At 51.5% G+C, this 13,943-nt stretch carries 10 protein-coding genes; 4 read left to right on the plus strand and 6 right to left on the minus strand.

The features are described 5' to 3' along the window. Positions 1-186: 186 nt before the first annotated feature. The gene (locus PN477_RS20390) at positions 187-1,203 is read left to right on the plus strand and encodes an RNA-guided endonuclease InsQ/TnpB family protein (protein WP_417158873.1); all 1,017 of its coding nucleotides are present in this window, start codon (positions 187-189) and stop codon (positions 1,201-1,203) included. A 238-nt stretch (positions 1,204-1,441) separates the two neighbouring features. Here the strand turns inward: PN477_RS20390 and PN477_RS20395 are convergent, their stop codons facing one another. Then, entirely contained in the window at positions 1,442-1,849 is a 408-nt protein-coding gene (locus PN477_RS20395; RefSeq protein WP_272118841.1) for a hypothetical protein, read from the minus strand. Positions 1,850-2,049: 200 nt separating this feature from the next. Here PN477_RS20395 and pap point away from each other — a divergent pair, with 200 nt between their 5' ends. The 3 genes from pap (at position 2,050) to PN477_RS20410 (ending at position 7,297) form a co-directional block, all read left to right on the plus strand. Further along, a complete protein-coding gene (gene pap, locus PN477_RS20400; RefSeq protein ID WP_272118842.1) occupies positions 2,050-3,561 on the plus strand; it encodes a polyphosphate:AMP phosphotransferase in 1,512 nt (503 codons plus the stop codon). Between the two features lie 274 nt (positions 3,562-3,835). After that, entirely contained in the window at positions 3,836-4,873 is a 1,038-nt protein-coding gene (locus PN477_RS20405; RefSeq protein ID WP_272118844.1) for a YdcF family protein, read from the plus strand. 129 nt (positions 4,874-5,002) lie between these two features. Then, entirely contained in the window at positions 5,003-7,297 is a 2,295-nt protein-coding gene (locus PN477_RS20410; RefSeq protein WP_272118846.1) for an ATP-dependent helicase, read from the plus strand. A 206-nt stretch (positions 7,298-7,503) separates the two neighbouring features. Here the strand turns inward: PN477_RS20410 and pstB are convergent, their stop codons facing one another. From pstB to PN477_RS20435, 5 genes are all read right to left on the minus strand, one after another. Continuing rightward, entirely contained in the window at positions 7,504-8,316 is an 813-nt protein-coding gene (gene pstB / locus PN477_RS20415; protein ID WP_272118847.1) for a phosphate ABC transporter ATP-binding protein PstB, read from the minus strand. Between the two features lie 92 nt (positions 8,317-8,408). Then, positions 8,409-9,326: a phosphate ABC transporter permease PstA gene (pstA, locus tag PN477_RS20420; RefSeq protein WP_272118849.1), complete on the minus strand. Its 918-nt coding sequence runs from the start codon at positions 9,324-9,326 to the stop codon at positions 8,409-8,411. Then, positions 9,323-10,309, minus strand: coding sequence for a phosphate ABC transporter permease subunit PstC (pstC, locus tag PN477_RS20425; protein WP_272118850.1), 987 nt, complete (start codon positions 10,307-10,309; stop codon positions 9,323-9,325). The genes pstA and pstC overlap by 4 nt, the downstream gene beginning before the upstream one ends. 171 nt (positions 10,310-10,480) lie before the next feature. Further along, the gene (locus PN477_RS20430; protein WP_272118852.1) at positions 10,481-11,536 is read right to left on the minus strand and encodes a PstS family phosphate ABC transporter substrate-binding protein; all 1,056 of its coding nucleotides are present in this window, start codon (positions 11,534-11,536) and stop codon (positions 10,481-10,483) included. A 460-nt stretch (positions 11,537-11,996) separates the two neighbouring features. Then, complete coding sequence (locus tag PN477_RS20435; protein ID WP_272118853.1) at positions 11,997-13,319, minus strand: AAA family ATPase; 1,323 nt, start codon at positions 13,317-13,319, stop codon at positions 11,997-11,999. Positions 13,320-13,943: the final 624 nt, after the last annotated feature.

The following is a 13,943-nucleotide window of genomic DNA, read 5'->3' on the forward strand; positions in this document are numbered from 1 at the left end:
AGGATAAATCAATGGCGTTAGTCGTTGAGCCTAGCAACCCTCTGCAACTCTCGTTGTTTGAGTGGATAAATGGTCAGGTAACTGGCTGTTCAGAATCTCCCACTATAGCCCGTAGGGTTTAGTGGGGGAGTATGTCAAAACCGTCAGCAAAACAACCTGCCCAAAGCTAAGAAGCAATTCCCGCATTTGGGTAATGTCTATTCCCAGGTGTTGCAAACTACGATTCGTAGACTGCATGATACCTGGAAAGCATTTCAGAAACGGGGATATGGGTTCCCGCGCTTCAAAAAGTTTGGTCAGTTCAAGTCCTTTGTGTTTCCCCAGTTCAAGTCCAATCCCATCAATGGCAACGCTATCAAATTGCCAAAGATAGGAGAAGTGCCTATCAACCTGCATCGCCCCATCCCTGACGGGTTCAAGGTGAAGCAGGTGCGGGTGCTGTCGAGAGTGCGGGGAACGCAGTGGTATGTGGTTGTCACGATTGAATCGACTGTGTCGGTTCCCGATGCCCCGGTTCATGGTCGTGCGATTGGGATTGACCTGGGATTGGAGCGATTCTTGACCGCTTCGGATGGCTCTTTCCAGGAGCGCCCTAAGTTTTTCAAGTCGAGGCAACGCAAGCTGAAATTGCTGCAACGCAGAGCGGCACGAAAACAGAAGGGTTCTCAAAACTGGGAGAAAGCACAAACCGAAGTTGCCAGAATGCACCATCGAATTGCCAACCGTCGTAAGGATTTCCATCTGAAGACGGCTCACAAACTTTGCGACCAGGCGCAAACCATCTTTGCAGAAGATCTCAATGTCAAAGGGTTGACACGAGGGATGCTGCGGAAAGATTGTGTTGATGCTGCTTTCGGACAATTTCTGTCTCTGACGGAATGGGTTTGCTGGAAACGGGGCGTATATTTTTCTAAAGTCAACCCCAACGGCACCAGCCAAACCTGCCCTAATTGCTTTGCTACTGTCAGCAAAGGCTTGGAGGTCAGAGAGCATCATTGTCCTGAGTGCGGGTATCGAACGCATCGGGATCATGCCGCAGCAGAGATGGTTTTGCATCGTGGACTAGAGAACGTAGTAGCCCAGGGACTCTGGGGAACGGAAACAGCCTGTCAAGTCGGTCTGTCGGGGGTCTATGACCTAGATAAGTGGCGTGGGGCAGGAATGCTCAATCGTGAGGTTGGGAAGCCCGTGCTGTACCTGTAGGGTCAGCGTCGGGAGGATGTCACTAGCATGGCTGCTCCGAAATTGTTGCCTGTCTCTTGAGGGCAAGAATGCAGTTGTCTTGAATTCAGTTTGCCATTCTGACTGGCTGGCGCGAACTGAAGACCACGCCAGCCAGTTCCTTAAAAATCTCCCAATAGAACGATAATCCTGGAATGTTCAGAACGCCAAATCCGGGATATGGCGAGGATTTGAAACCCAGGGCGATCAATCTCCGCCGTTAGTTGGTGACGCAGTAGTCATTAATGCCGTTGACGAGTTCGGGTTCTCCCTGTACCGCTTGTTCAAGGCGGACTTTGGCGGTGTCTACCCCTTCGCGGTTGAGATCTTTGTAACTTTGGGAATATTCCCGTGTGGCGTTGGCGATTTCGGTGTACATCTTAACGAAGCCGTTTTGATATTCCTTGAGTTGGGGATCGTCGAGTTGTAGCGATTGCATCGTTTGGGCAGCTTGATCGAGGGTATCGGCGGCTTGGAGCCACACCAACGAATCCTGATTGGTTTGATTGGCCGTGAGGATCTCGGTTTCCGCTGTCACTTGGTTGGCAATTTCCACAATGCGATTGCATTGCAGGACTTTATTGGGAGCACAGCTACTCGCTAACCCCGACACTACTAGCAGAATCATCAATGACACGCCACGCATACCGCCTCTCAAGTGAAACATGATGAGTTGATTATGAATGAATTCGGCATTGATTGTAACGCCCTTTTCTGTGCTACGTGATCCGGATTACCAGGGGGATAGTCTTAAGTTTTTCCTTAATTTTGCAGGCGATCGCACGGTTATACGACAGGCTAGGCTGAGAGGCCCTAGGGGAAAATTTCATGTTAGAGACGCTAGATTTGTCGCGATCGCTCGATAAGGCCACCTACAAACTGGAAGTAGAAGCCTTAATGCAACAGTTGCGATCGCTGCAACAGTCCTGTTGGGAATCGCGCCTTCCCTTGTTGGTGGTGCTCGAAGGCTGGGCAGCGGCGGGGAAAGGGGCTTTAGTGAAAAAAATGGTCAACTACATGGACCCCCGTGGCTTCACCGTTTACCCCACCTTGCCCCCCACGGATACCGAACAGCAATACCCTTTTCTCTGGCGGTTTTGGCAACAGTTGCCACCCCAAGGGGCGATCGGGATTTTTTACCACAGTTGGTATACCCATGTCCTAGAAGATCGTCTCTTTGAACATCTGTCCCCCGAACGAGTGCCGCAAATGATGGCACAGATCAACGCCTTTGAGCGGCAGTTAGCCGATGATGGGGTAGCGATCGCTAAATTCTACCTTCACCTCAGCCGCAAAGAACTCAAGCACCGCCTCAAAAAAACCGCCAAAGACGAACTCACCGCCTGGCGGGTGCGCCCCGAAGACTGGCAGCAGCATAAACGCTATCACCAATATGTTGATCTCGCCGAGGAAATGCTGATCCAAACCAGCACGGGCATCGCGCCGTGGACGTTGGTGGAAAGTGATTGTAAACGGTGGGCGCGGGTGAAGGTGTTATCTAAACTCGTGGCCGTGATCACCGAAGCCCTCGATCGCCGCGCCGCCCAGCCTCCCCCCATCACCACGCCCCCCCAAGCAACCCTCCTCGCCACCGAACCCAACGCCTTGGCCGCGGCGGACTTAAGCCTCAAGCTGGAACGGGATGAGTATAAAGATCGGTTGCGGACGGCTCAATTGGAACTGCGTCGCCTCCAACAGCAGATTTTTCAACATCAGATTCCGGTGGTGTTGGTGTTTGAAGGCTGGGATGCCGCCGGGAAGGGGGGCGCGATTAAACGGTTGACGGATATTCTCGATCCCCGCAGTTATCGGGTTAATCCCTATGCGGCTCCGACGGAGGAAGAGAACCGCTATCATTACCTCTGGCGGTTTTGGCGGACGTTGCCGCCGGCCGGGAAGATTGGCATTTGCGATCGCAGTTGGTACGGTCGCGTGCTCGTGGAGCGCGTCGAAGGGTTTGCCACGGATATGGAATGGCGCAGGGCCTACCGGGAAATTAACGAATTTGAAACCCAACTGACCACAAGCGGTTATGTGGTGGTGAAATTTTGGCTTCATATTGACCCGGAAGAACAACTGCGCCGCTTTGAACAACGACGCGAAAACCCCTTCCGGCAATACAAGCTCACCGATGAAGATTGGCGCAACCGCGATCGCTGGTCTTTGTACGATGTGGCCGTGAACCAAATGATCGGCCGCACCAGCACGCCCACGGCTCCCTGGGTGGTAGTGCCGGGTAATGACAAATACTATGCGCGAGTATTCGTGATTGAAACGGTGATCCAAGCCATTCGCCAAGAGTTAACCCGGCGCACCGGTTTGGGGTTGAGGGCGATTTAAGGGTGATTCCTGGGCCTGGTTGACTGACAAAAGTTAATAGCCCTCACCCCCAACCCCTCTCCCAGAGGGCGAGGGGAGCCGATCCATTTTTCCAGTTCCCTTTCCCCTAGGGTGAGGGCTTTCCGGGATTTGGCTAATTTTGTCAGTTAACCAGTTCATGGGCTGAGATCTGATCCGGCCCCGTTCTTTTCTGCCTGAAAATGCGACAATAATTTGGGCTTGGGGTCTTTTGAACCTGAGTGAATGCGATCGCACCTGAGGGGATGCCCCAACTATGTTTGAAATTCTCACCAGTGTTCTGCTGCTGTCCCTGATCTTGGTTTTGATCTATTACCTCTTGGTGCAGGTCATCCCCAAGCAGGCCTTGGTGGTGTTGGGTGGGGCGTTTCTGTTGGCGATTATTCTGGTGAGTTTCTTCATTCCCAGCTATGGCCCGACGGCCTTTTTGTGGGAGATCGTCTCATTGCCGCTCAAACCCATGGGGCTTGCGATTGTCCTCATTTTCATGTCGGTGCTGCGGATTAAAAAAGACAAGATCGAAAAGCCCGCCCCGACGTTTTTATGGGTCACATTAATTGTGCTCATCATCTCCAGTAATCCCCTGATTGCCTATCAACTGGCGAAGCTGATGGAGCAAGAAGCCGTCAATATTGAGATTAAAAAACAGGGGATTTGCTTGGTGGATTGTCCTGCGGTAGGAGCGACCGTGAATAGCGGTGCGATCGTTCTGTTGGGGGCGGGCACAACGGAACCGAATATTCCCTATCGCACCCAAGTTCAACTCACGGATCAAGGCGATCGCCTCCTCTACACCGCCACCCTCTACCAAGAACAAACCACCCGGGGCAATTTTCCCCGCGTCATTATCTGTGCGCCCCCCCGCACCGGCTTAGACGGAAATGAAGACCAACTCAATGAAGCCCAAGACATTTCGCGCATCTTGCAGCGTTTGGGCATTCCTAGGGATGTAATATCCCTCGAAATGCGGGGCGTTCATCTTCACATGCACGCCGTCGAAGTGAAGCAAATCCTCACCCAGGCAGGGATTAGCAGCACCTTAGTAACCCTTGTAACTTCCGGTATTCGGCTGCGCCGTGCCGCCCAAACCTTCCGCGAAGAAGGGATTAACGTTATCCCGCGTCCAAGCAACTTCTATACCTTTCAAGGGGAAGGGTCACCAAAGCGCAAACTCAGCCCTGCCGACCTCCTGCCCTCGATTCGGGCGTTGCAAATCACGACCCAGGTGGTGGAAGAATATTTTGCGACGATCTACTATTTCCTGCGGGGTTGGCTGTCACCGGTGGTGTATTGATCGCGATGATGCTAACAGTGATAGGCGAGATCAGGAAGTTGAGGATCAACGTGATGGTTGTTTTGAGATCGGATGGATTGGGGATCAGGTCTAGAATCAAACAGATGATCCTGTAGTCTCGTTGAGTTTATGTCTGCATTACCGCCCTTGTCTGACCATCCTTGCTCTGAATCTCTCGATCGCGATCGCCTCATTGCCACCTTACGCGCCGGATTACGGCCGGGGCAACAGGCGATCGCAGATTGGCAAGGGGGAGAGTTAGCGGTGTCGGCAGTGCCAGGGGCGGGGAAGTCCCACAGTATGGCCGTGGGGGCAGCGATCGCGATCGCCCGTCATCAACTCCACGCCCGTCAGCAATTAGTGGTGGTCACCTTCACCCGTTCCGCTGCGGCCAATATTAAACACAAAATCCGGGCGACCCTCCAACAGTTGCAGCTTTCCGCCGCCGGGTTTATGGTGCAGACTCTCCATGGTTTAGCCCTGCATATCGCCTCACGCCATCCGGAGGTGTCGGGGGTAGACCTCAACACCATGACCCTGATCACCCCCACGCGGAGTCATCGCCTGTTGCGCCAAGCCGTAGAACAGTGGCTGCGGGATCATCCAGAGCAGTACCAAGTCCTCCTGCGGGGGGTGCAGTTTGATGGGGAAGCGGCGGAACGGTTGCGGCGGCAGTCGGTGCTGCGCACAGAAGTGTTGCCCAATCTCGGTAAGACGGCGATCCATGAGGCGAAAAGTTCTGGGGTAACGCCGGAACAACTGCGGGCTGCCCATGGGGCAGTGAATGACCCCTACGATACCTTGGCGATCGCGGCTGATATCTACGCTCAGTATGATGCTTTGATGCGATCGCACCATCTGATCGATTATGACGATATGATCCTGGCGGCGTTGCGGGTGTTGGCCCATGAACCCGTGCGCAAGCTCTGGCAAGAGCAGATTTTTGCGGTGTTTGAAGATGAGGCCCAGGATTCTTCCCCGTTGCAAGCGCAGTTATTAACCCTTCTAGCCACCACACCGGATCAACAGCAATGCCATCTGGTGCGGGTGGGTGACCCGAATCAGGCGATTAACTCCACCTTTACCCCGGCTGATCCGTGGTATTTCAATCAATTTTGCGATCGCTGCAAGAAGCGCGATCGCCTCACCACCATGGATCAATCGGGCCGGAGCAGTCTTGTGATTCTCGAAGCAGCCAATCGGATGCTGGCCTGGGCGAATGATCAGTTTGACCCCCAGCAACAGCCTGCGCCGGATCACCTCTTTCGCCGCCAAGCGATCCGCCCCGTTGCCCTCGATGATCCCCAAGCCAACGCCAACCCTGATCCCACGGGGGCAGGGGTGGAAATTCACACCCCGCCGGATGTGAATGCCACCGTGCAGGCGATCGAAGCGGCAGCGATCGCCCACCTCACCGCCCACCCCGACCACAACGCCGCCATTCTCGTCCGGGAAAACCGCCAAGCCCACTTCCTCGCCCGTCAACTCACCCCCAGCCTCAAGGCCCGCAATATTCCCGTCTACGATGTCAACGCCACCCAACGCCACAGCAAAATTCCCAGCGACATCCTCAAAATCCTCCGCTTTATCAATCGCCCCCATTCCCCCAGTCACCTCAAAGATGCCCTCTCGGTGTTGGAAAAACGGGACTTAATCGCTGCTCAAGATTTGGATGCTTTAGCGATCGCCCCTGAACAATTTCTCTACCCCACCCCCATCGATCCCCCCCTTGTGCCAGCCGCGATCGTCGCCCAACGCCACTGCACCAAACTCCTCCGCGCCGGCATTGAACTCCACCCCTACGATCTGCTCTCCTTCCTCGGTCTCACCCTGCAATACCAAGCCTCCGAACTCGCCACCCTCCAAAAACTCGCCGAGCGCCTCTTTCAACAAACCGCCCGCCAACGCACCCTCGCCGCCATCATCGACACCCTCCAAGACATCGTCAGCGCCGAACAATTTGAAGCCGTCGAAGCAGACAGCGATGACCGCTACACCCAAGCCGGACAACTGACAATCATCACCATGCATAAAGCCAAAGGCCTCGATTGGGACTATGTGTTTTTGCCGTTTTTGCATGAGGATGTGATTCCGGGGGATGCCTGGATTCCCGCCGGTCAAAAGTTTTTAGGGGACTGGAGTTTAGGCGATGTGGTGCGGGCCCAAATTCGGGCATTGGTGCGACAGGCGGATGCTAACCCCCCTGAGCTACCCCAACCGGACGAAGCCTGGCACATTGCCCAACGCCTCAAAACCGCCGAAGAATACCGCCTGCTCTACGTTGCCATGACCCGTACAAAACGGTTGCTGTGGCTGTCGGCAGCACGTCAAGGCCCCTACCGTTGGAGTATGGTGCAAAGTCAGGGCACGATCCATAAACTGAATCTGAAACAGCCCTGTCCGGTGCTCAAGGCTTTGCAATGAGCCGCACCAAGGCCAAGACTGACGCAGTGAGAGATCAACGAACAAGGGGCTTAAGCCCCTTGCCCCAACGGACCACTGAGGCATCGCCAAGCAATTCGCGTCAGTTCTGAACCCGCCCAATGTTCACCAAGACAAAGAAAAAAGGTAGAACCTGTCTACCTTTTCCTGTTGTGTTTGTGATGAAAGCCAGCCGAAGGCCAGCGCTGTTAGCCGAAGCGGCCACTGATGTATTCTTGGGTTTTTTCCTCTTTGGGGTTTTGGAAGATGATTTCGGTGCGATCGTATTCCACCAAATGCCCTACTTTCCCGCCTGCATCAGTGGCTTCGGCATTGTAAAACGCGGTCAAATCAGAGACCCGCGAAGCCTGTTGCATATTGTGGGTGACAATCACAATCGTGTATTGCTGTTTGAGTTCTTGGATCAGTTCCTCGACTTTCAGGGTGGAGATCGGGTCAAGGGCGGAGCAGGGTTCATCCATGAGGATCACTTCAGGGGCGATCGCGATCGCCCGCGCAATACACAACCGCTGCTGCTGTCCCCCGGACAATGCCAACCCACTATCCTTGAGCTTATCTTTCACCTCATCCCACAGCGCCGCCCGCCGCAGCGAATCCTCCACCAGCTTATCCATATCGCCGGTATAGCCGTTAATCCGCGCTCCAAAGGCAATATTTTCATAGATGGATTTGGGAAACGGATTCGGCTTTTGGAACACCATTCCAATCCGGCGGCGCATTTCCACCGGGTCAACTTTCGCCCCGTATACATCCTGGCCATGGAAGGTGATTTTACCCCTAACCTTTGCACTGGGAACCAAGTCATTCATCCGGTTAAAACACCGCAGAATTGTACTTTTACCACAGCCTGAGGGGCCAATAAATGCAACCACTTGGTTATAGGGAATATCGAGGGATACATTTTGCACCGCCACCGATGATCCATAGAGCACAGAAACATCCTGGGCGCGTAAAACGGCCTCTTTCACTAAATCCGGTGGAGACGTTGTGGAGTAAAACATAGGACACTTTAGAGAAATTTGAAATGTGACAATAATCTGAGAATCAATAGATGAATGGAGGCTCGATGGTGATCAACCATCCGCACGATCCATCACACCCGACGCTGCAACTTATTCCGAAGGACGACCGCAAAAGAATTCATCACCAACAAAACCGCTAACAACACGATAATGCCCCCAGCGGCATTTTCATGAAATCCTGCTTGGGGCCGCGAAATCCAGTTATAGATTTGAATCGGCAGGACCACAAAAGGACTCTGGAGATTTTCCGGAAGAAACGTGATAAAGGTCAATGCGCCAATCATAATTAGAGGGGCGGTTTCACCAATGGCACGAGACAACGCGAGGATTGTGCCGGTCAAAATACCAGGAAATGCAATGGGTAAAATCTGCTCCCAGATTACTTGCCAGCGGGTTGCGCCGAGGGCAAAGCCAGCAAATCTTAAGCTATCGGGGACGGCCCGCAGGGATTCACGAGTTGAAACGATGATAATGGGAAGAATCAGTAACACCAGGGTGAGGGCCCCCGATAGGATACTGCGCCCACCGGTGAGCGGTTCCATGAGACGAACGAAAATCTGGAGTCCCAATAAACCATAGATAATCGAGGGGACACCCGCCAGATTATTGATATTGATTTCGATGATCTGGGTGAGTTTGTTGTCTTCGGCAAATTCTTCGAGATAGATACCGGAGCCAACCCCCAAGGGAAAGGCAATGATCGCAACGGTGATCATCAGCCATATTGTGCCGCCTAAGGCAGACAGAATACCGGCTCTCTCGGCATTACGGGAGGGAAAGGTACTGAGGAATTGCCAATTGACGCGACCGAGACCGTCACCGAGGACATCGGATAATAGTGTGGCCAGAATGGCGATCGCAATCACTACAGCGAGCCAAGTGAGAGTCGCGAACACTGCATCCAATCGATAACGCTTCGACAAATTGATATTGAACTCGGAAGCATCCGATGCAAGCTCTGGCGGCTTCGGTAGATTAGAAGGTGTCATTCGTATTTCTCCCGGAAACGACGCACAAACCAAAAGCTAAAAATATTCAGAGTCAGGGTCAGCGTAAAGAGCGTCATCCCCACTGCAAAAATCGTCTCAAATTCCAACGAGCCTGCCGGGGTATCCCCCAAGCTCACCTTAACGATATAGGCCGTCATCGTCATCACAGGCACAAAGGGATTCACAAAATCCAAGTCCCAGCCAATGATTCGTGGGTTTTGACCTGCCGCTAGGGTGGTGATCATCGTCTCGCCAATTGCCCGTGAAACTGCCAAAATAATCGATGAAACAATCCCCGACAGCGCCGCTGGCAACACCACAGACGTAATCGTCTCCCGTTTCGTGGCTCCCAAAGCGTAAGCGCCATCCCGTAAGCTACGGGGCACAGAGTAAATCGCATCTTCGCTCAGCGATGCAATCAGCGGGGTAATCATAACACCCAGCACGATACCCGCACTCAACGCATTAAACGCCTGGATATCAAAAAAATCCTCCCACCCCGTGATGCCAGCCAGAAACTCAGCTCCACTCTGCAACAAGGGAGTCACAAACAACAGTGCGAAATACCCGTACACCACTGTCGGAATTCCCGCCAGCACTTCCAGAAGAGGTTTAAGAATGCGACGAGTTTTATCGTTAGCATACTCACTGAGACAGATCGCCGCCAGCAGCCCCAAGGGCACTGCCACCACAAGGGCAATGCTAGAAGTCATCAACGTGGCACTGACCAGGACAAAAACACCATATTGAGCACTATTAAACTGTGGAGTCCAGCGAGCATCCGTGAAAAAATTCCAAATGGGAACTTTTTGGAAAAAGAGCCAAGTCTCAAAAATGAGCGTCATGACAATGCCAATGGTAGTGGCAATCGAAATGAGTGCAAAAATCAAGAAAATTGTCCGAACAATGCTCTGAATTCGCTTACTTCGTTGGCGGTTAGGACGCCACAAGCTTTCATCAGATAGGGAAAGATTACTAGCCATTACACATGGATTAAAAAATAAAGATTTTGGGGTTTAGTCCGGTTATGAAGATCCACTCACTCAATTTCAGCCATCCTCAAGATTTGACTCTCCACCCAAAAAGACTATCCTCAAGAGTTCAACAGAGGAGTCAGATTCAGGAATACATCACTAAACCTGACTCCTACTCCGCTAGAGTTTGTCGGAGAGTTTCACCCCAACCGAAGATTCTCCTTCAAAAATTGAGCCTGTTGTCATCTCTTCAACACGCGCAACCACTCGTTCATGAATGTCAGCGGGCAGTGCAACATAGCCCACTTCTTCAATCAGGTATTCGTTGGCCAAATCCAGATGGTAGTTAACGAAGGCCGCAACTTCAGGCTTGGTTTCCAACGCTTCTTTTTTGACATAGAAGAAGATGGGACGGGCTAAGGGGTTGTAGGAACCATCTGCGATCGTTTCTACACTGGGGGTGACGCAATCACCATCCGAGTTTTCGATCTCAACAATTTTGAGAGAGTCTTTATTTTCTTCATAGTAGGCAAACCCGAAGAAACCAAGGGCTCCTGCATCGGACTCTACCCCTTGAACTGTGACGTTGTCATCTTCACTAGCCGTATAGTCACCCCGGCTCTCTCCTTCTTCACCGGTCACAGCATCGGTGAAGTAGTCATAGGTACCTGAGTCAGTGCCAGCTCCGAAGAGGGCAAGGTCACTATCGGGAAAGTCATCCCGAATTTGATTCCATTTTGTGACCTGGCCTTCAGCGGCAGGTTCCCACATTTTGCCCAGTTCTTCGGGCTTCAGGCAAGTAGCCCAGTCATTTTCTGGGTTGACGACGACAGATAACCCGTCGAAAGCGACAGGCACTTCCACATATTCAATGCCCGCTTCCTCACAAAGCTCCATTTCATCTGCTTTGATCGGCCGCGATGCATTGGAAATGTCGGTTTCCCCAGCACAGAATTTTTCAAATCCTCCCCCTGAACCTGATACGCCAACGGTGACCCGCACATCAGGGTTTTCTGCCATGAATTCTTCAGCCATGGCTTCGGATATCGGGAACACGGTGCTGGAGCCATCTACTAAGACCTCTCCGCTTAGGCCACCTTCAGTGGCGGCATCTTCACCAGCGGCACTATCAGCACCATCTGTGGGCGTGGAGCTTCCACAGGCAGCAAGGGCTAAGGTTAGGGCGATGACCGTGAGTTGAGTTGAAACGCGATGCTTCCGGGAACTAAATGTCATAACACTCCTCTGTTGGGTAATTCTTTCAAGCACAACGGTGCTAAATGATTGATGGGTTGCTGGATATCATCTTGAATACACTCCATGTAGAAGTGAATCCTTTTTACTGTTACTTCAATTACATTTATTTTGTCAAATAAAGCATGGTTAAATAAACGTTAAGTTGAGGTAAAGAGATGATTATTGAGCGGGCAGGTGTATCTTTGGAGATCTCTTTGGATGAGATCTGCATTGACAATGGCAGATGATCATGATCACTGTTAGGAGAATATTCTATGCTATAAACTCATGACATCGATCATAAAAAATCGTTGTGGAGTGAAGGCATTAAGTAGATCCATTCCACAAACACTGTAGAAGAAAAGGGGAACTTAAGGATTAAGACCAAGTTAATGATCCTTAAATGTTGGACTAAGATCCTGACTGATGACCCTTAAGTTTGGAACATTAAGAATTCAGGCTATTCAGTTGAAAACAAGCATGCTAGGTTGGTTAGGCAATACCCGACTTCCTGACTGGGCTTCATCTGTAGCTGATGTTGTAGAGCCTTAAGGGTCTTGTTAAAATCTTCTGGGGTGGTTGTACTGAATAAAAACTGATTGGTGAGCTTGTTGATGATCCAGGGACGAGCTGTTTCTGGGGCTTGTTGAGGGTTTTCGACTAAACAATAGATCCTTAATGCGCTTTGCTCTGATAGGGTACCGTATCTTGTGAATTGTTCAATCTCATGACATAGCTTCTCGATCAATTGACCAATAATATATTTGATTAAGACTGGTTCAAGGCTAAAACATAAGCTCCCGACATCGGATGGAATGACTTCGAGGAGCGATCGCCGCTTTAACGATTCCAACGCTGCCACAATTTGTGATGTTGACAATGCACTAAAGCGCAAATATTGTCGCAGTTGCCGAAGCGTGATCGGACGATTGGCAAGGGCAATCCAATTGATAATGATTGATTCAGACTCAGAGAGTCGTTGGAGCTGCTGATAGAAAATTCCGGGCATAATATCCCCCAGCACTAATGTGCTTTGGCTGAGAAACTCATCAATGTGCCCGCCAAAAATTTCACGAATTGTATTGGCCATCAACTTTAGGGCTAAGGGATGACCCCGATACAGTTGAATGAAGTCATGGGTTCCTCTGGCACTGATATCGAATCCTTTGATAGCCAATACTTGCTTGGCTGCATTGAGATCCAATCCTCCAAGCTGAAAGTCGCGGACGGGTAGGTTGTGGCCGGTGAGTGAGGTTAGCTCTCGTAATTTTTCGCGTGTAATCACAACAACGCAGCTTTGGTGTGATTCTTGTCCAAGGCGGCGAAAGAGGTCGTGATAGTCCTGGTAATTCAGTTGGTATTGTCCGGCCAACTGGCCGCTACAGAGGATGGTCTCAACATCATCGAGGATTACCAGGCAACGATATTGTCGCAAGGTGTCTAAGAGGTGGCCCAGGGGATCATGGGGGGGTGTTGCTGGTGGCTGCCCTAGAACTGTATTGCATTCGTGAAGCAGTTCCGACAGAGAAGGGGCGCGACGCAGCGATCGCCGCAACACAAATTCAAACTGACTCTCTAGCTGTTCCGCAAATTTGACCGATAGCAGCGTTTTACCAATGCCACCCATCCCAGACAGAATAATGAGACGGCAGCGATCGCACCCCACCCATTGCCCCAACTGCGCCAACTCTTCAACCCGACCATAGAACTGAGACCCATCAATCGACTCATCCCAATCCTGTCGAGACCCACCCCCGCCACAATCACTATGGCGATCAACCACCTCTTCCCAATCCAAACCCAACACCTGGCAATACGCTTTAAACGCATGCGCATTAATAGCAGCCTTCCCCGACAAAAACCGCTTCCACGTTCCCAGTGAAATTCCATACGCATATGGTCCCCCGGAATACCACGTTCGACCCGGCTCCAATAAATGACTCGCCGCCACAAAACAGGCATCATCCTCACCATTCCACCCCCAACCTCGCTCTCGACGAGCTTGTTGAATCCTCATCAACCCAAACCGAGATGCCTTTAGTGTGGCCACCGCTCTATCGTCCTAGACTTGAGTACTCTTTACCTCAGTATGCGGCTTCAATTCCCAGCATGAAGACAGGACAACCCTCAAAACATTCCATGGCCCCAGCCTTATAGGTACTTCTGAACTATTTGTTTACTTCTTGATTCAAAAAAACAAATCCCCAGAACCCTCTCAGGAAGAAGGTTCTGGGGATTCTAAGCTAAAACTCCCAAGGATTTATCCAAAAAGGGGGTTGACAGTTCAAGGGAGGATAGATATATTGATAAATGCGCGGCAAACAAAACGCGCCCCGAACCTAGACAAAAGAATAGTTTGAGAGCCGATAAAAAGGTTCCCCGTTAAAAAAGAAACTAAGCTAAGGAT

The sequence above is a fragment of the Spirulina subsalsa CS-330 genome (genome assembly GCF_028330765.1).
GTDB lineage: Bacteria > Cyanobacteriota > Cyanobacteriia > Cyanobacteriales > Spirulinaceae > Spirulina > Spirulina subsalsa_A.

What these genes read in the sequence shown, in the direction of transcription:
- PN477_RS20430 (WP_272118852.1), bottom strand. Translation starts at nt 11,536, where the DNA reads ATGACATTTAGTTCCCGGAAGCATCGCGTTTCAACTCAACTCACGGTC.
- pstA (WP_272118849.1), bottom strand. Translation starts at nt 9,326, where the DNA reads ATGACACCTTCTAATCTACCGAAGCCGCCAGAGCTTGCATCGGATGCT.
- pstC (WP_272118850.1), bottom strand. Translation starts at nt 10,309, where the DNA reads ATGGCTAGTAATCTTTCCCTATCTGATGAAAGCTTGTGGCGTCCTAAC.
- pstB (WP_272118847.1), bottom strand. Translation starts at nt 8,316, where the DNA reads ATGTTTTACTCCACAACGTCTCCACCGGATTTAGTGAAAGAGGCCGTT.
- pap (WP_272118842.1), top strand. Translation starts at nt 2,050, where the DNA reads ATGTTAGAGACGCTAGATTTGTCGCGATCGCTCGATAAGGCCACCTAC.
- PN477_RS20405 (WP_272118844.1), top strand. Translation starts at nt 3,836, where the DNA reads ATGTTTGAAATTCTCACCAGTGTTCTGCTGCTGTCCCTGATCTTGGTT.
- PN477_RS20410 (WP_272118846.1), top strand. Translation starts at nt 5,003, where the DNA reads ATGTCTGCATTACCGCCCTTGTCTGACCATCCTTGCTCTGAATCTCTC.
- PN477_RS20395 (WP_272118841.1), bottom strand. Translation starts at nt 1,849, where the DNA reads ATGATTCTGCTAGTAGTGTCGGGGTTAGCGAGTAGCTGTGCTCCCAAT.